Raw genomic sequence first — 16,879 nt, 5'->3', positions numbered from 1 at the left:
AAAACGATATTTTCAATAGAAGAAAGGAAACTATATGAACACAGACGACACAGTAACCATTTATGATGTCGCCCGTGAAGCGGGAGTTTCGATGGCGACAGTCAGTCGGGTAGTGAATGGAAACAAGAACGTCAAAGAAAACACACGTAAAAAAGTTTTAGAGGTCATTGATCGTCTTGACTATCGTCCAAATGCAGTGGCACGTGGACTAGCCAGCAAGAAGACTACAACCGTCGGCGTTGTCATTCCAAATATTACCAATAGCTATTTCTCAACCTTGGCAAAAGGGATTGACGATATTGCTGAAATGTATAAATACAATATTGTCTTGGCTAACAGTGATGAAGATGATGATAAGGAAGTATCCGTTGTCAATACCCTCTTTTCTAAACAGGTGGATGGCATTATTTTCATGGGCTATCATCTGACAGAGAAAATTCGCTCAGAGTTTTCACGTTCGCGTACACCGGTCGTTTTGGCGGGTACTGTCGATGTGGAGCATCAGCTTCCGAGTGTTAATATTGATTACAAGCAAGCAACGGTTGATGCTGTAGAATTACTGGCTAAGCGCAATAAGAAAATTGCCTTTGTCAGCGGACCGCTTGTAGATGATATCAACGGGAAAATCCGTCTATCAGGCTATAAAGATGGCTTGAAGAATAAGAAGCTTTCATACAGCGAAGGCTTGGTTTTTGAATCGAAATATTCTTATGATGATGGCTACCACTTGGCAGAGCGTGTCATTGCTTCCAAAGCAACTGCAGCTTTTGTCACAGGAGATGAACTGGCAGCAGGCCTCTTAAATGGTCTGTCTGATCAAGGCATCAAGGTTCCAGAAGATTTTGAAATCATTACCAGTGATGATTCGCAAGTAGCTCGTTTCACTCGTCCTAACCTTTCCACAATCGGTCAGCCTCTCTATGACATCGGCGCTATCAGTATGCGCATGCTGACTAAGATTATGCATAAGGAAGAATTGGAAGAACGCGAAGTTCTCCTGGCTCACAGCATTAGCGAGCGTAAATCAACTCGGAAATAAGCGGTGATCTGCAAGTCTGCTTAGGAACTTCTCTGAGCTTGAAAAGCGACAAAAGAGACCGAGCAAATTACTGCTTTAAGAGAGTTTTGTGATTATGAAGCGAGGCTGAGGTGTAGTACCTCAGCTTTTTTGTGTTTCCATTCAGTTAGAGCAGTTTTCTAAGCTTTATCAGGCTTTGGATGGATTTTTTACCCCATTTGCCCTTGTGGATTTCCTTTTTATTTTATTTTAGGTATAATAGGAAGTATGAAAGTATTACTGTATCTTGAAGGAAAGTCCGTTTTGGAGAAATCAGGAATCGGCCGAGCCCTCCAGCATCAGATGCATGCCTTGGATTTGGCTGGGATTCCTTATACGACGGACGTTTTAGGAGATTATGATGTGGTCCACATCAATACCTATGGTCCCCGTAGCTTGCTTCTCCTGCATGCTGCCAAGAGGGGCAATAAAAAAGTGATTATGCATGGGCATTCGACCAAGGAGGACTTTGAAAATTCCTTTATTGGATCCAATCTCTTTGCTCCGCTTTTTGGTAAATATCTGACGCACATGTATAAAAAGGCGGATTTCATTATCACGCCATCGGAGTATTCCAAGCAGCTGATCCAGTCTTATGGGGTCACTACGCCTATGGTGGCTGTGTCAAACGGTATTGACCTGCCTAAGTATAAGAAAGATGCTCGCAAGGAAGAAGTTTTTAAAAAGTATTTTAAGATTGAAGAAGGGCAGAAGGTGGTCGTCTGTGCTGGCCTTTATTTCCGCCGCAAGGGGATTGAGGATTTTGTAGAGGTTGCCCGCAGGATGCCTGATGTGCGCTTTATCTGGCTGGGCTCTATCAATCTCTGGCTGATTCCGCGCAAGATTCGTCGTCTGGTTCTCTTTGACCACCCTGATAATGTTGAATTTCCCGGCTATTTTAAGGGAGCGGTATTTCAGGGAGCCATGTCTGGAGCAGATGCCTTCTTTTTCCCGTCCTATGAGGAAACTGAAGGAATTGTTGTCCTGGAAGCCTTGGCCAGTGAGCAGAATGTTGTGCTGCGTGATATCCCGGTCTATCATGGCTGGGTGGATGAGCATTCAGCCGAGCTCTGTCATAACGTAGACGAGTTTGTCCAGTCTCTGAGAAATATCTTAGATAAAAAGGTGGACAAGCGCGAAGCAGGCTATCAGGTGGCTAAAAGTCGCTCTATTGACGATGTTGCAGATCAGTTAGTTAAGGCTTATCAAACAGTTTTGGAGATGTAAGATGCGTATTGGTCTTTTTACAGATACCTATTTTCCTCAGGTCTCTGGGGTTGCTACCAGTATTCGGACTTTGAAGACGGAGCTGGAAAAATTAGGTCACACGGTATTTATTTTTACGACGACGGACAAGGATGTCAATCGCTATGAAGATTGGCAGATTATTCGGATTCCCAGCGTACCTTTCTTTGCCTTTAAGGACCGAAGAGTGGCTTACCGAGGCTTTTCTCATGCCTTAGAAATTGCCCGGCAGTACCAGCTGGATATTATCCATACCCAGACTGAGTTTTCACTAGGTCTGCTGGGGATTTGGATTGCCAAAGAGCTGCGGATTCCGGTAGTACATACCTATCATACCCAGTATGAGGATTATGTGCACTATATTGCTAAGGGAATGGTCATCCGTCCTAGTATGGTCAAGTACATCGTCCGTGGCTTCATGAGTGACTTGGATGGGGTTATCTGCCCTAGCGAGATTGTTTATGACCTTTTGGTTAATTATAAAATCGAAGCAGAAAAACGGGTAATTCCGACAGGGATTGAGTTAGCGAAGTTTGAGCGGCCGGAAATTTCGCGTGAGGATATCAAGAAGCTTCGTTTCAAGCTAGGACTGGCTGAAGATGAGATTATGCTGCTCAGTCTGTCCCGTATTTCTTATGAAAAGAATATCCAGGCTATCGTTGAGGCGATGGCTGCTGTCCTTGAAGAAAATGACAAAGTCAAGCTAGTCATTGTCGGCGACGGTCCCTATGCGGAAGACTTGAAAGAACTGGTTGCCAAGCTTCAGATTGAAGAAGCTGTCATCTTTACGGGGATGATTGCTCCAAGTGATACGGCCCTTTACTATAAAGCTGCGGATTTCTTTATCTCTGCCTCAACCAGTGAGACTCAAGGTCTGACTTATCTAGAAAGCTTAGCCAGCGGCACACCGATTATTGCCCATGGAAATCCTTATCTGGATAATGTTATCAGTGACAAGATTTTTGGAACCCTTTATTACCAAGAGCGGGATTTATCAGGCGCTATTTTAGAGGCAATTATTGCGACGCCTGACATGGATGAGCAGAAGCTGGCAGACAAGCTCTACGAGATTTCAGCGGAGAACTTTGGTCGCAGAGTCTATGAGTTTTATCTGGATTTAACCATTTCCAAGGACTTCCATAACGAGCTTAGCCCAGAGGAAAGTGCTGCCAAGCGTCTGGCCAAGACAGTGGCCTATCTGCCTGGAAAAGTCATTTCTCTACCAATCAATGGCTCCGTTCGTATCCTCAAAGCTTCGAGTAAGCAAGTGAAAAAAATCAGGAATATTACTAAGTTATTAGAATAGAAACATGCCTTGCATCATTGTGGCAATAGCTATTTATGCAAGGTTTTGTTTAGAAATAGAGGAGAAATCTTATGAAAAAATATCTCAAACAGTTGCTTTGGCTGCTTTTGTTCTATGGCATTTTCATTGCTTCAGATTGGATTTGGCAAGAGCTTTGGAGATATCTTATAGACAATACAGAAAGTGTAGAAGGTGTTTTGAGCTGGCTTTCTAATCTTAATTTATTTTATTATGCTTTGTTGATTCCTTTGTTTGGTGCAGTGATTGTTTATATAAATACTCGGATGCAAGGCTTTTCACTGCCCTTTCTTCTTTTGATTCCAGGGGTTCAGTATTATTATCTATTCAAAAACTTTTTTGACGGACTTTTTTACTCAGGAGACAAGATTTATAATCCAATCACTTCCACGCTTTATAATGCTAGGGATATTCATGTCTTGTTATTCCTTTCTTTGGGAGGAATGCTGTTGGCAGAGCAATACCGTAAAAAACGTCAAGCTGCCACTTTGAGTCAAGAGGCTCTAAATCATTTTTCTGGTTTTGATGGACAATAGCTCTTGCAAATTTTTCCAATCGTGCTATAATGTTTTCTAGAGACATATCACCTGCAGGAAATCTTTTAGAGAGCGCGTGGAGCTGGAAATCGCGTAGAGGATGTAGTTGGGACTACTCTATTAGCTTTTATGCAAACATAAAACGGTGGCTACGTTAGAGCCGATTCGAGGTGTAAGTCTTTTAACTTACATAAATGAAGGTGGAACCACGTTGCGACGTCCTTTTATGGATGTCGTTTTTCTTTTGTCAGAAGGAGGAAGAATGGTGCTTTATATGATTGGCGGATCGCCTTGTAGTGGGAAGTCAGCAATTTCTTCACTTCTTGCTAGACAGTATCAGCTGCTTCATATCAAGCTGGATGATTTGGTAGAAGAGATGATGAGTCAAGCAAGTGTAGACTCACAGCCGATTTGCCTTCTTAGACAGGACAGAAATCCGGAACAAATCTGGATGAGAAATCCAGAAGAGATGGCAGATGAAGAATGGCGCTTTTATGAAGAGATTTTTCCTTACGTAAAATCTTACTTGATAAAAAATCAAGATAGACCACTCTTGGTGGAGGGGGCAGGACTTTTGCCTCACTTGGTAAAGGAGCTTGAATGGCCAGCGACCTCCTATCTATGCGTGACTCCGACAGCTGATTTTCAGAAAAAGCATTATAGACAGAGAGAATGGGTTCCTTATGTCTTAGAGGGAACAACCAATCCTGAGCAAGCTTTTGAAAACTGGATGCAGCGAGACATTCTTTTTGCCCAAATGGTTCGGAAGGAAGCAATGAAATTAGGCTATCCTAGCCTCATAACAGATGGTAGTCAGTCAGAAAAGCAGACTGTGGAAGAGATTGCTCGAATCTTTAAATTGCTTAACAGAAACAATATAATATTAAAGGAGAAAACACATGATTAAGATTACTTTCCCAGATGGCGCTGTTCGTGAATTCGAATCTGGCGTTACAACTTTTGAAATTGCTCAATCTATCAGCAATTCCCTAGCTAAAAAAGCCTTGGCTGGTAAATTCAACGGCAAACTGATTGATACGACTCGTGCCATTACTGAAGATGGTGCTATTGAAATCGTGACACCTGACCACGAAGATGCTTTAGATATCTTGCGTCACTCTGCAGCCCACTTGTTTGCGCAAGCAGCTCGCCGTCTTTTCCCAGATATTCACTTGGGCGTTGGTCCTGCCATTCAGGATGGTTTCTACTACGATACAGATAATGAAGCAGGGCAAATTTCAAATGAAGACCTGCCTCGTATCGAAGAAGAAATGAAGAAAATCGTCAAAGAAAACTTCCCGTCCATCCGTGAGGAAGTGACCAAGGATGAGGCGCGTGAAATTTTCAAAAACGATCCTTACAAGTTGGAATTGATTGAAGAGCACTCTGAAGATGAGGGCGGTTTGACCATCTACCGTCAGGGCGAATATGTGGATCTCTGCCGTGGGCCTCACGTTCCATCCACAGGTCGAATCCAAATCTTCCACCTCTTGAACGTGGCTGGAGCATACTGGCGCGGGAACAGCGACAATGCTATGATGCAGCGGGTCTATGGTACTGCTTGGTTTGACAAGAAAGACCTGAAGAAATATCTGCAAATGCGGGAAGAAGCTAAAGAACGCGACCACCGTAAGTTAGGTAAAGAGCTGGATCTCTTCATGATTTCTCAAGAAGTGGGGCAAGGTTTGCCATTCTGGCTGCCAAACGGTGCCACTGTTCGTCGTGAGTTGGAGCGCTACATCGTTGACAAAGAGTTGGCTTCAGGCTACCAACACGTCTACACTCCGCCTTTGGCTTCTGTGGAGCTTTATAAGACTTCTGGCCACTGGGAGCACTACCAAGAGGATATGTTCCCAACCATGGATATGGGTGATGGAGAAGAGTTTGTTCTTCGTCCTATGAACTGCCCTCACCACATCCAAGTCTACAAACACCATGTTCACTCTTACCGTGAGTTGCCAATCCGTATCGCTGAGATTGGCATGATGCACCGCTACGAAAAATCTGGTGCCCTGACTGGTCTTCAACGTGTACGTGAAATGTCCTTGAATGATGGACACCTCTTTGTAACGCCAGAGCAAATCCAGGAAGAATTCCAACGTGCGCTGCAGTTGATTATCGATGTTTACGCTGACTTCAACTTGACAGAATATCGTTTCCGTCTCTCTCTTCGTGACCCTCAGGATACGCATAAGTATTTTGATAACGATGAGATGTGGGAAAATGCCCAAACCATGCTGCGAGCAGCCTTGGACGAAATGGGTGTGGACTACTTTGAAGCAGAAGGAGAAGCAGCCTTCTACGGTCCGAAACTTGATATCCAGGTTAAAACAGCCCTAGGAAATGAGGAAACTCTGTCAACTATCCAGCTGGACTTCCTTTTGCCAGAGCGTTTTGACCTCAAGTATGTCGGAGCTGACGGTGAAGAGCATCGCCCAGTTATGATTCACCGTGGAGTTATCTCAACCATGGAGCGCTTCACAGCCATCTTGATTGAAAATTACAAGGGTGCCTTCCCGACTTGGCTGGCTCCGCATCAAGTGACTTTGATTCCTGTTTCTAACGAAGCCCATATTGACTATGCTTGGCAAGTAGCTAAAAAGCTGCGTGACAAGGGGGTTCGTGCTGATGTGGATGAGCGCAATGAAAAGATGCAGTACAAGATTCGTGCCTCACAAACTAGCAAGATTCCTTATCAGCTCATCGTTGGTGACAAGGAAGTAGAAGACGGTACTGTTAATGTCCGCCGCTACGGTCAAAAAGAAACACATACAATACCAGTAGACGAATTTGTAGAGCAAATCTTAGCAGACATTGCCAGCAAATCCCGCGTTGAAAAGTAGAATTCATTGGATAACGATTTAACCCGAGCAATTAGCTCGGGTTTAATTTTCTATCTGTAAGTAAAAATTTCTTTACTAATTATGTTAGCAAATTTGAACTTAATTCAAGTATTTATCCACATAATCATCAAAATCAGGATACTCGTTTCGGTTCATGGCATAGAGCATTTCCCCATAGAGAGGGTCACTTGATGGGTCATCAGGTTCTAGAAGAGTAGCTATTTTCATATCATCATCTGGGAAAAGGATGGTGTAGTGATAGGTGTCGCTGACAGTGATACTGTAATATTTGGTATTATCTTGATAGCCTGACTTATCTATCTTATAGTGAAATTCTTTATCACCTAGCTTGCCGGTCTTGTCATTGAAGATAATGTCAATGTCCTCTCCGTTTGCTTTCTGAGCCTTCCATTTTCCCTGGAAGCTAGTGTGCTGACCGCAGGCGCTGAGAAAGATTAGTGTTAAGACAGTGATAAAAAGCCATGTTAGTTTTTTCATATTGTTCTCCTTGTCTATCCTTTTATATTATTCTACCACAAATATTAAAAATAAAAAAGCTGAGTTGGTAAACTCAACTTTTGCACAGTAGGTCTGTATTTGAGCTATCTATTCTGCAGCTTGAGCCCAGCGTTGAGATAGTTTGCGCGAGAAGCTGGAAATAGCGAAGTTAATCAGGAAATAGATGGCTGCTACTAGTAGGTAGAGTGCAAAGACCTGTTCCGCTTCAAAATAGCGTCCCATTAGAATTTGAGCAGAACCAAAGAGTTCCTGGAGCGCAATAACAGAATAGAGCAGGCTGGTATCCTTTATCACTGTTACAAACTGAGAAATGATGGCTGGCAGCATTTTTCGAATAGCCTGAGGTAGGATGATATAACGCAAAATCTGAAACTGAGTAAATCCTTGAGATAAGCCAGCTTCAGTCTGACCTGGATCAATGGCATTGAGGCCGCCCCGGATAATTTCTGCCAAAGCAGCAGAAGTAAAGACAGTGAAGCTGATGATACCGGCTGGCGTTGACTTAATCTGAAAGACTAAAAAGATGGTGAAAATCCAGAGCAGATTGGGTACATTACGGACAAATTCGATATAAATGCTGGCAATCAGCTTGAGCAGTTTATTTTTTCCGTTTCTCATGACTGCTAGAATGGTTCCAAAAACCGTTGATAGAACAATGGAAATGAAAGAAATTTGCAGTGTCAGCCAGAGTCCCTTAAGGATAAAGAGGAGGTTGTTTGCGGTTAAGACTTTTAAAATATTTTCCATAGAGACCTCCTTAGATGCTGTAAGCTTGTTTATTGGCTTCCTCTACCCTACGTCCCCAGCTAGCGATTGGGAAGCAAAGGAGGAAGTAGAGCAGAGCTGCTCCGGCAAAGGCTGGGATGTAGTTGGAGTTCAGAGCAGACCAGGACTTGGTCACGAACATCAGATCCATACCAGAGATAATAGCGACGGTAGATGTATTTTTTATCAGATTGACGACCTGATTGATTAGCGGTGGCAGGATAATCCGAAAAGCTTGGGGCAGGATGATGTATCGCATGGTTTCTACATAGGTAAAGCCCTGAGATAGTGCAGCTTCGGTCTGCCCGCGAGGAATGGACTGGATACCTGAGCGGATGACTTCGGCGATATAAGCACCGTGGTAGAGGCCTACACAGAGAACCGCAGTCCAATAGATTGAGGGCATGATGGTGTAATTGCTGACTAGCGGAAGACCGTAAAAGACAATCACAAATTGCACTAAGAGTGGTGTATTCTGATAAAACTCAACAAAAACACGAGCTAGACCACGTAGAACTTTATGCTTACCTGTGCTGATAGCTCCGAAGAAAATCCCTAGTAGAAGAGCCAAGGTCAGAGCACCGATAGAAATGGCTAAGGTAAAGAGAAATCCTTGGAAAAACTTGCCAAAGTCCGCAAAGTAGGCCTGCCAAGAAGAAATACTAAAACTCATGTGGTCTCCTTTCTAATCATCTGTTGAAGCAGATGGTTTTAAATCATATTTGTCATAAAGTTTCTGCAGACTGCCGTTTTCCTTCCATTTAGAGATTAGGCCATCTACATAGTCATTCAATTGAGTGTTAGATTTTTTTGTTACCACACCATAATCAGCTTTTTTGAAGCTGTAATCCAGAATGTTTGACTTGGAACTTACATAGCCGGTCAGGATGGACTTGTCAACAGAAATGGCATCAATACGGTGAGCTCGCAAGGAAACAGCTAGTTCAGGGTAGGAGCCTAACTCCACATATTTGAAGTTGAGCTTTTTCTCTTGGGCGATTTCTTCCAGCAAGGTTTGAGTAATAGAACCTTGGACGACACCGATAGTCTTATTATTCAAGTCCTTGACGTCTGTAATTTTGCTGGATTTATTAACTAGAAAACCAGAAGCATCGGTGTAGTAAGGGGTTGTGAAATTATAGATTTCCTTACGTTCATCTGTGATGGTAAAGGTCGCAATTACCATGTCAACTTGTCCGTTGTCCAGAAGTGGTCCGCGGGTTTGTGCGGTAACTGGAACGTAGTTGATTTTGACGCCTAGTTCCTTGGCAATCTTTTTTGCAATATCGATTTCTAGACCGCTGTAAGTATTGCTATCAGGATTGAGATAACCAAAGTTAGGTACATCCTGCTTGACACCGACATTGAGGACTCCGCGTTTCTGGATGGCCTTGACCTGTTGGCTGGTACTGGAATCAGCTTGTGCAGGAGCGGCGTGAATCAAGCCTAGAGTCAGAAGGAGTAAGACTAGGCTGATGAGTATTTTTTGTAGTTTCATAGGTCTTCTCCTTTTTAAGAAAGCACGTTATCACTCTCATGGTTGATAATTTTACTGAGAAACTGCTTAGCGCGAGGTTCGGTAGGATTGTCAAAGAAAGCATCAACATCAGTAGTATCCACCAGCACCTCACCGTCTGCCATGAAGATAATGCGGTCAGCTACCTCACGGGCAAAGCCCATTTCGTGTGTAACCACAATCATGTTCATGCCGTCTTTGGCTAATTTTTGCATAACAGCCAGAACATCCCCGATTGTTTCAGGGTCCAGGGCAGAAGTCGGTTCATCAAAGAGCAGGAGCTCAGGATGCATAGCTAAACCGCGGGCAATGGCAATCCTTTGCTTTTGTCCACCGGACAGCATGCCTGGGTAAGAGTCTTTCTTGTCCCACATGTTGACAAATTCTAGATATTTTTGAGCGATTTTTTTAGCTTCTTGTTTATCCATTCCTAGAACTTTAATAGGTGCCAAGGTAACATTTTCTAACACCGTTTTGTGGGGGTAAAGATTAAAATGTTGAAAGACCATTCCGACTTCTTTACGTAAATTGACCAGATCTTTGGCAGCAGCGTTCACGACCTCGTGGCCGTTGACAATCAGACTTCCCTGGTCAATACCTTCTAAAGCGTTGATTGTACGGATAAGAGTAGATTTTCCTGAGCCAGATGGTCCCAGCAGTACGACTACTTGTCCTTTTTCAAAACTGAGATTGATATTGCGCAGAGCATGGTAGTCTCCGTAATACTTTTCGACATTTTTAAATTCAACTAAAGCCATATCTTTCTCCTTTGTGTTAGATAATATGACATAGATTTTACCATAGAATAAATAAACTGTCAAATTGAATAAAAATGAGTATTTCCATTTAGGAAAAAAATTTTTTAGATGAGAATTGTCCATTTTCTACAAATGTGGAATAAAAATGGCTTGAATTAGTGTTTTTTAAGAAAACTTTGGTATAATAAGACTAGATAAATAAATAAAATTGGATTGGGAGTCTAGCTAGGCAAACTAGATTGCCTTTTGCACGTTTTGATGCAGGACGACTTAGCTGACTATGTCACAACTTTTCTATCATGGAGTTGATTCAATCCCAATCTTATGTTAAGGTGAACATATGAAGAAAATATTAGTTGTAGATGATGAGAAACCAATCTCAGATATTATTAAGTTTAATATGGCCAAGGAAGGCTATGAGGTTTTGACTGCCTTTGATGGTAAGGAAGCCTTGGAAATGTTTGAAGCAGAACAGCCAGACATCTTGATTCTGGACTTGATGCTGCCAGAAGTGGACGGACTGGAAGTTGCTAGGACTATTCGTAAGACTAGTAATGTGCCGATTATTGTATTGTCTGCTAAGGACAGTGAGTTTGACAAGGTTATCGGTCTTGAAATCGGTGCAGATGACTATGTGACCAAGCCTTTCTCAAATCGTGAGCTGCAGGCGCGTGTCAAGGCACTTCTTCGTCGGGCAGACCTTGTGGTGGAAAACCAAGTAGAAGAAAGTGGTCCGAACGAGCTGACCATTGGGGAACTGCAGATTTTGCCAGATGCTTTTGTAGCTAAGAAGCATGGTAAGGAGCTGGAGCTGACCCACCGTGAGTTTGAGTTGCTTCACCATTTGGCGACACATATCGGTCAGGTGATGACACGTGAGCACTTGCTGGAAACAGTATGGGGCTATGACTATTTTGGTGATGTCCGTACAGTGGATGTGACTATCCGCCGCCTGCGTGAAAAGATTGAAGATACGCCAAGCCGACCTGAGTATATCTTGACTCGACGCGGAGTTGGCTACTATATGAGAAATAATGATTGAAGCAATTAAACAATTTGTGGTTTCTGCGGATTTTGTCTTTGCAATCATTATTATTGGCTTCATTGTAGTTGTAGCCTTGCTTTTATTGGAAAATCGCCGTGATAACCAAAAGCTTGTACAGCTTAATCAAAAGGTTAAAGATTTGATTGCAGGTGATTATTCTGAAGTGCTGGACATGCAGGGAAGTCCAGAAATCACGGATATGACCAACAGTATCAATGATCTTTCAGAGGTTATTCGACTGACACATGAAAACCTTGAGCAAGAAACAAAACGCCTTTCCAGTATCCTGTCCTATATGACAGATGGCGTGCTTGCGACCAACCGCCGGGGGCAGATTATCACTATCAACGATATGGCAACTAAGCAGTTGGGAGTTAAGAGAGATGAGGTCCAAAATATGAGTATTTTGGATCTGCTTTCGATTTCAGACGAGTATGATTTGCGGGACCTGATTACCAATGTTCCTGAGCTGACGATAGATTCTCAGGATGAAAATGGTGAGTATTTGAGCTTGCGGGTTCGCTTTGCCTTGGTAAGGCGGGAGTCGGGCTTCATTTCTGGTTTGGTAGCTGTCTTGCATGATACAACAGAGCAGGACAAGGAAGAGCGGGAGCGTCGCCTCTTTGTCTCCAACGTCAGCCATGAGTTGCGGACTCCGCTGACCAGTGTTAAGTCCTATCTGGAAGCCCTGGATGAGGGAGCCTTGTCTGAGCCAGTAGCACCGGACTTTGTCAAGGTATCGCTCAATGAAACCAACCGCATGATGCGGATGGTGACGGACCTGCTTAGTCTGTCTCGTATTGACAATGAGACCAGTCATCTGGAAGTGGAGCTGACGAATTTCACGGCCTTTATCACCTTTATCCTCAATCGCTTTGACAAGATAAAAAATCAAGACGAGACCAAGAAATATGAGATTATCCGTGATTATCCGATAACACCGATTTGGGTAGAGATTGATACAGATAAGCTGACCCAGGTGATTGATAATATCATGAACAATGCCATCAAGTATTCGCCGGATGGTGGAACCATTACTGTTTCCATCAAGACAACGGATGAGCAGTTGATTCTCTCGATTGCGGATGAAGGTCTGGGGATTCCCAAGCAGGACCTGCCTAAGATTTTTGATCGCTTTTATCGAGTGGACAAGGCACGCAGCCGCGCACAGGGCGGAACGGGTCTGGGGTTGGCCATTGCTAAGGAAATTATCAAGCAGCATCAGGGCTTTATCTGGGCTAAGAGTGAGTATGGTGTGGGCTCGACCTTTACCATTGTCTTGCCTTATGAGAATGATGGCGTCCGGGATGACGACTGGGATAATGAAGATGATATATAGAAAGTAAACATGACTAAAGGATTTCAATACAGTATTTTGGCGTCAGGATCAAGCGGTAATTGTTTCTATCTGGAAACAGACCAAAAGCGGATTCTGGTTGACGCTGGCTTATCAGGCAAGAAAATTACGAGCTTGCTGAGCGAAATTGGCCGCAAGCCTGAGGATTTGGATGCCATTTTAGTGACTCATGAGCACAAGGACCACATTCATGGCGTTGGAGTGTTGGCCCGCAAGTATCATCTGGATATTTATGCTAATGAGGCCACTTGGAAGGCTATGGAAAAGGACCTGGGCAAGCTGAATGCTAGTCAAAAGCATATCTTTGAATTGGGCAAGACCAAGACCTTTGGAGACTTGGATGTGGAGAGCTTTGGTGTCAGTCATGACGCAGCCTGTCCACAATTTTACCGCTTCATGAAGGATGACAAAAGCTTTGTCATGCTGACGGATACGGGCTATGTCAGTGACCGGATGGCTGGGATTATCGAAAATGCTGACGGGTACTTGATTGAGAGCAACCATGATATTGAAATTCTTCGCAGCGGTGCCTATCCTTGGAGTCTCAAGCAGCGGATTCTGTCGGATATGGGCCATCTGTCTAATGAAGATGGAGCAGAGACCATGATTCGGACTCTGGGCAATCGCACCAAACGAATCTATCTAGGGCATCTCAGTAAGGAAAATAATATCAAAGAATTGGCCCACATGACCATGGTCAATCAACTGGCTCAAGCTGATATGGCGGTTGGTCACGATTTCCAGGTCTATGATACCTCACCTGATACCGCAACGCCTTTGACGAGTATTTAAACACCAGACCGAAAGGTTTGGTTTTATTGCTCTAGTGCGGTATCCATTATATATTTAAAAAGTAACGGTTTTATTTTGCAAAGGAGCTTGTATGCGACCAATTTACTTTGTGGTAGGTCTATTATCTTTAGGGTTAGGAGTTTTGGGGATTTTTCTGCCTCTCCTGCCGACGACACCATTTCTTCTCTTGTCCATTGCCTGCTTTTCGCGCAGTTCCAAGCGTTTTGAGAATTGGCTCTATCATACCAAGATGTACCAAATTTATGTGGCAGATTTTCGAGAGACGGGAACGATTGCCAAGGAGCGTAAGAAAAAGATTATTGTTTCCATCTATATCTTGATGGGGATTTCCATTTTCCTGGCGCCTATTATTTGGGTTAAGATTGGTCTGTTAGGTCTGACCGTTTTTATCACCTATTATTTGTTTAAAGTAATTCCGGATAAGGAATAGAAATCACTGTCATCAGGTGCGTTTGCGCCTGTTTTTTGTTATAATAGAGACTGTATATCTTTGGAAAGGAAAAGGTATCATGCTGCTTATCTGACTGAAGTCAGCATGATGTAAAATAGTAATGGAAAATTTGAAAAAAGCATTGCTGGAGCAGTTTGACTTGGTTTTCGCTGATGAGACCTTGTTGGAAACGGCTTTTACCCATACGAGCTATGCCAATGAGCACCGCCTCTTAAAAATTTCACACAATGAACGCTTGGAATTTTTAGGAGACGCTGTTCTGCAACTGATTATTTCGGAGTATCTTTATACCAAGTATCCTAAGAGACCAGAGGGCGACTTGTCCAAGCTGCGTTCCATGATTGTTCGGGAAGAGAGCCTGGCAGGCTTTGCCCGTGATTGTCAGTTTGATCATTTTATCAAGCTGGGACGCGGTGAGGAGAAGTCTGGCGGCCGGAATCGTGATACGATTTTAGGAGATTTGTTTGAGGCCTTTTTAGGCGCCTTGCTCTTAGATAAGGGTGTGGAAGCAGTCAAAAGCTTTCTCTATCAAGTCATGATTCCCAAGGTGGAAGCGGGAGATTTTGAGCGGGTGACGGACTATAAGACTAAGCTGCAGGAGTTGCTGCAGATTAATGGTGATGTGGAAATTGCCTATCAGGTCGTCTCTGAGACAGGGCCGGCTCATGCCAAAAATTTCGAAGTGGCTGTTCTCATCAATGGCCGCAAGTCCGGTCAAGGCCAGGGGCGTTCTAAAAAGCTGGCCGAGCAGGAAGCTGCTAAAAACGCATTTGAAAAGGAAAGTTCTTCATGTTTTTAAAGGAAATTGAAATTCAGGGCTTCAAGTCATTTGCTGATAAGACTAAGGTTGTCTTTGATCAGGGAGTGACAGCGGTTGTTGGGCCAAATGGTTCCGGCAAGTCCAATATTACGGAGAGCCTGCGCTGGGCCTTGGGAGAGTCCAGTGTGAAAAGTCTGCGGGGCGGCAAGATGCCCGATGTGATTTTTGCGGGAACAGAAACCCGCAAGCCCCTTAATTACGCATCAGTGGTAGTGGTTCTGGATAACAGTGACCAATTTATCAAGGATGCTGCCAATGAGATTCGGGTGGAGCGTCACATTTACCGCAGCGGTGACAGTGAGTATAAGATTGACGGTAAAAAAGTCCGTCTGCGCGATGTCCATGATCTCTTCATGGATACTGGGCTGGGACGAGATTCCTTCTCCATCATTTCCCAAGGGAAAGTTGAAGAAATCTTTAACAGCAAGCCGGAGGAACGCCGGGCAATTTTTGAGGAAGCAGCTGGAGTGCTTAAGTATAAGACACGCCGCAAAGAAACGGAAAGCAAGCTTAGTCAAACCCAGGATAATCTGGATCGACTTGAAGACATTATCTACGAGCTGGAGAGCCAGATCAAGCCCTTGGAGAAGCAGGCTGAAACTGCTAAGCGCTTCTTGAGTCTGGATGGCCAGCGCCGAGAGCTTTACTTGGATGTTTTGGTCGCTCAGTTGACAGCTAATAAGGAAAGACTGACCCAGGCTGAAGAAGATTTAAGGAATATCCAGCAGGAGCTAGCAGCCTACTACAGCAAGCGCGATGAGCTGGAAGTTGAAAATCAAACCTTGAAGGCCAAGCGCCATGAGCTCAATCAAACTTTGTCTGATGATCAAGCTAGTTTGCTGGAATTGACCCGCTTAATCAGTGATTTGGAGCGTCAGATTGACCTTTCTAAGCTGGAGTCCAGCCAAGCAGCGACGAGCCGTCGGGAAAATGAAGAACGTTTGGCCGCTTTGTCAGAAAAACTGGCTCAGATAGAAAGCAACATAGAAGACAAGCAGGCTGAATTGAGCCAAATAGCTGCCAAACTGACTGACAATGAGCAGTCTATCGCTGCTTTGGAAGCAGAATTAGCAGACTTTTCAGATGATCCAGACCAGCTGATTGAACATCTACGTGAGCAGTATGTCAAGCTCATGCAGGAAGAGGCAAATCTTTCTAATGACTTGACCTATCTGGAGAGCCAGCTGGCTAGCGAGCTTAAATTGGCTGAGAGCAAGAAAGCAGACTATGCTAAATTGCAAGCTGATTTGGAGGCTAGTCAGACTCAGGAGCAGGCTGGTTTGGAGGAGTTGGAAATTGCTCGCCAAGCCCTCAAGACTCTACTAGCAGAGTACCAGAGTCAGGTTCAGTTGGTAGAGAAGCTAGAGGCTGACTATAAGCATCAGCAGACTAAGATGTTTGAGCTTTTGGACGACCTCAAAAACAAGCAGGCGCGTTCCAATAGCTTGGAAGCCATTCTCAAAAATCACAGTAATTTCTATGCTGGAGTCAAGAGTGTGCTGCAGGAGGCTGACCGCCTGGGAGGTATTGTAGGAGCAGTTAGCGAAAAGCTTAGCTTCGACCCCCACTATCAGACTGCGCTGGAAATTGCGTTGGGAGCCAGCAGTCAGAATATCATCGTGGAAGATGAGGCGGCTGCGACTCGGGCTATCGAATTTCTGAAGAAAAATCGGGCTGGCCGGGCAACCTTCCTGCCTTTAACAACCATCAAGCCGCGTCAGCTGCCTGACCATAACCGTGCTACGATTGAAAAAAGTGCTGGTTTTCTGGGACTGGCTTCTTCCTTGGTCAGCTATGAGTCATCGTTAGACAGCATTTTTCAAAATCTGC

Annotated in this window: 17 protein-coding genes; 12 read left to right on the top strand and 5 right to left on the bottom strand. The window is 44.0% G+C overall.

Annotated elements, in window-relative coordinates:
• Nucleotides 1-34: 34 nt before the first annotated feature.
• The 6 genes from ccpA (at nt 35) to thrS (ending at nt 7,005) form a co-directional block, all read left to right on the top strand.
• Nucleotides 35-1,039 (top strand): catabolite control protein A, encoded by a 1,005-nt coding sequence (gene ccpA, locus RWX26_RS10835; RefSeq protein ID WP_002894913.1) that lies wholly within the window; start codon nt 35-37, stop codon nt 1,037-1,039.
• A gap of 246 nt (nt 1,040-1,285) precedes the next feature.
• The gene (locus tag RWX26_RS10830; RefSeq protein ID WP_223337097.1) at nt 1,286-2,284 is read left to right on the top strand and encodes a glycosyltransferase family 4 protein; all 999 of its coding nucleotides are present in this window, start codon (nt 1,286-1,288) and stop codon (nt 2,282-2,284) included.
• Nucleotide 2,285: 1 nt separating this feature from the next.
• Nucleotides 2,286-3,608 (top strand): glycosyltransferase family 4 protein, encoded by a 1,323-nt coding sequence (locus tag RWX26_RS10825; protein ID WP_314581651.1) that lies wholly within the window; start codon nt 2,286-2,288, stop codon nt 3,606-3,608.
• Nucleotides 3,609-3,679: 71 nt separating this feature from the next.
• Entirely contained in the window at nt 3,680-4,162 is a 483-nt protein-coding gene (locus tag RWX26_RS10820; RefSeq protein ID WP_314581649.1) for a hypothetical protein, read from the top strand.
• 262 nt (nt 4,163-4,424) lie between these two features.
• Nucleotides 4,425-5,069: an AAA family ATPase gene (locus RWX26_RS10815; protein WP_314581646.1), complete on the top strand. Its 645-nt coding sequence runs from the start codon at nt 4,425-4,427 to the stop codon at nt 5,067-5,069.
• Entirely contained in the window at nt 5,062-7,005 is a 1,944-nt protein-coding gene (gene thrS, locus RWX26_RS10810; protein ID WP_002923947.1) for a threonine--tRNA ligase, read from the top strand. The genes RWX26_RS10815 and thrS overlap by 8 nt, the downstream gene beginning before the upstream one ends.
• Before the next feature lie 99 nt (nt 7,006-7,104).
• Here thrS and RWX26_RS10805 read toward each other — a convergent pair whose 3' ends face one another.
• From RWX26_RS10805 to RWX26_RS10785, 5 genes are all read right to left on the bottom strand, one after another.
• The gene (locus tag RWX26_RS10805) at nt 7,105-7,503 is read right to left on the bottom strand and encodes a hypothetical protein (protein ID WP_314581642.1); all 399 of its coding nucleotides are present in this window, start codon (nt 7,501-7,503) and stop codon (nt 7,105-7,107) included.
• Nucleotides 7,504-7,611: 108 nt separating this feature from the next.
• Nucleotides 7,612-8,271, bottom strand: coding sequence for an amino acid ABC transporter permease (locus RWX26_RS10800; protein ID WP_002906089.1), 660 nt, complete (start codon nt 8,269-8,271; stop codon nt 7,612-7,614).
• 10 nt (nt 8,272-8,281) lie between these two features.
• Nucleotides 8,282-8,962, bottom strand: a complete 681-nt coding sequence (locus tag RWX26_RS10795) for an amino acid ABC transporter permease (RefSeq protein WP_009659278.1) — start codon at nt 8,960-8,962, stop codon at nt 8,282-8,284.
• Nucleotides 8,963-8,974: 12 nt separating this feature from the next.
• A complete protein-coding gene (locus RWX26_RS10790) occupies nt 8,975-9,787 on the bottom strand; it encodes a transporter substrate-binding domain-containing protein (RefSeq protein ID WP_314581637.1) in 813 nt (270 codons plus the stop codon).
• Nucleotides 9,788-9,801: 14 nt separating this feature from the next.
• Nucleotides 9,802-10,563 carry an amino acid ABC transporter ATP-binding protein gene (locus RWX26_RS10785; protein ID WP_009659238.1) on the bottom strand — a complete coding sequence of 254 codons (762 nt, stop codon included), beginning with the start codon at nt 10,561-10,563 and terminating at the stop codon, nt 9,802-9,804.
• Nucleotides 10,564-10,903: 340 nt separating this feature from the next.
• On the opposite strand from RWX26_RS10785, the gene yycF reads away from it, so the two are divergent.
• From yycF to smc, 6 genes are all read left to right on the top strand, one after another.
• Nucleotides 10,904-11,605, top strand: coding sequence for a response regulator YycF (yycF, locus tag RWX26_RS10780; RefSeq protein ID WP_002894937.1), 702 nt, complete (start codon nt 10,904-10,906; stop codon nt 11,603-11,605).
• Complete coding sequence (gene vicK, locus RWX26_RS10775) at nt 11,598-12,947, top strand: cell wall metabolism sensor histidine kinase VicK (protein ID WP_125331413.1); 1,350 nt, start codon at nt 11,598-11,600, stop codon at nt 12,945-12,947. The genes yycF and vicK overlap by 8 nt, the downstream gene beginning before the upstream one ends.
• 9 nt (nt 12,948-12,956) lie before the next feature.
• On the top strand, nt 12,957-13,757 hold the full coding sequence (locus RWX26_RS10770) for an MBL fold metallo-hydrolase (protein ID WP_111675564.1): 801 nt from the start codon (nt 12,957-12,959) through the stop codon (nt 13,755-13,757).
• 91 nt (nt 13,758-13,848) lie between these two features.
• Entirely contained in the window at nt 13,849-14,208 is a 360-nt protein-coding gene (locus tag RWX26_RS10765; protein WP_049547911.1) for a DUF454 family protein, read from the top strand.
• A gap of 121 nt (nt 14,209-14,329) precedes the next feature.
• Nucleotides 14,330-15,028 (top strand): ribonuclease III, encoded by a 699-nt coding sequence (gene rnc, locus RWX26_RS10760; RefSeq protein ID WP_002912898.1) that lies wholly within the window; start codon nt 14,330-14,332, stop codon nt 15,026-15,028.
• Nucleotides 15,019-16,879: chromosome segregation protein SMC (gene smc, locus RWX26_RS10755; RefSeq protein ID WP_314581630.1), on the top strand; the 1,861-nt coding region annotated here is incomplete at its 3' end. The genes rnc and smc, both read left to right, overlap by 10 nt.

It is taken from the genome of uncultured Streptococcus sp., from assembly GCF_963536705.1.
In the GTDB taxonomy this organism is placed as follows: domain Bacteria; phylum Bacillota; class Bacilli; order Lactobacillales; family Streptococcaceae; genus Streptococcus.
The sequence above is the reverse complement of the archived record's forward strand: the minus strand, read 5'-3'. Positions and strand labels throughout refer to the sequence as shown.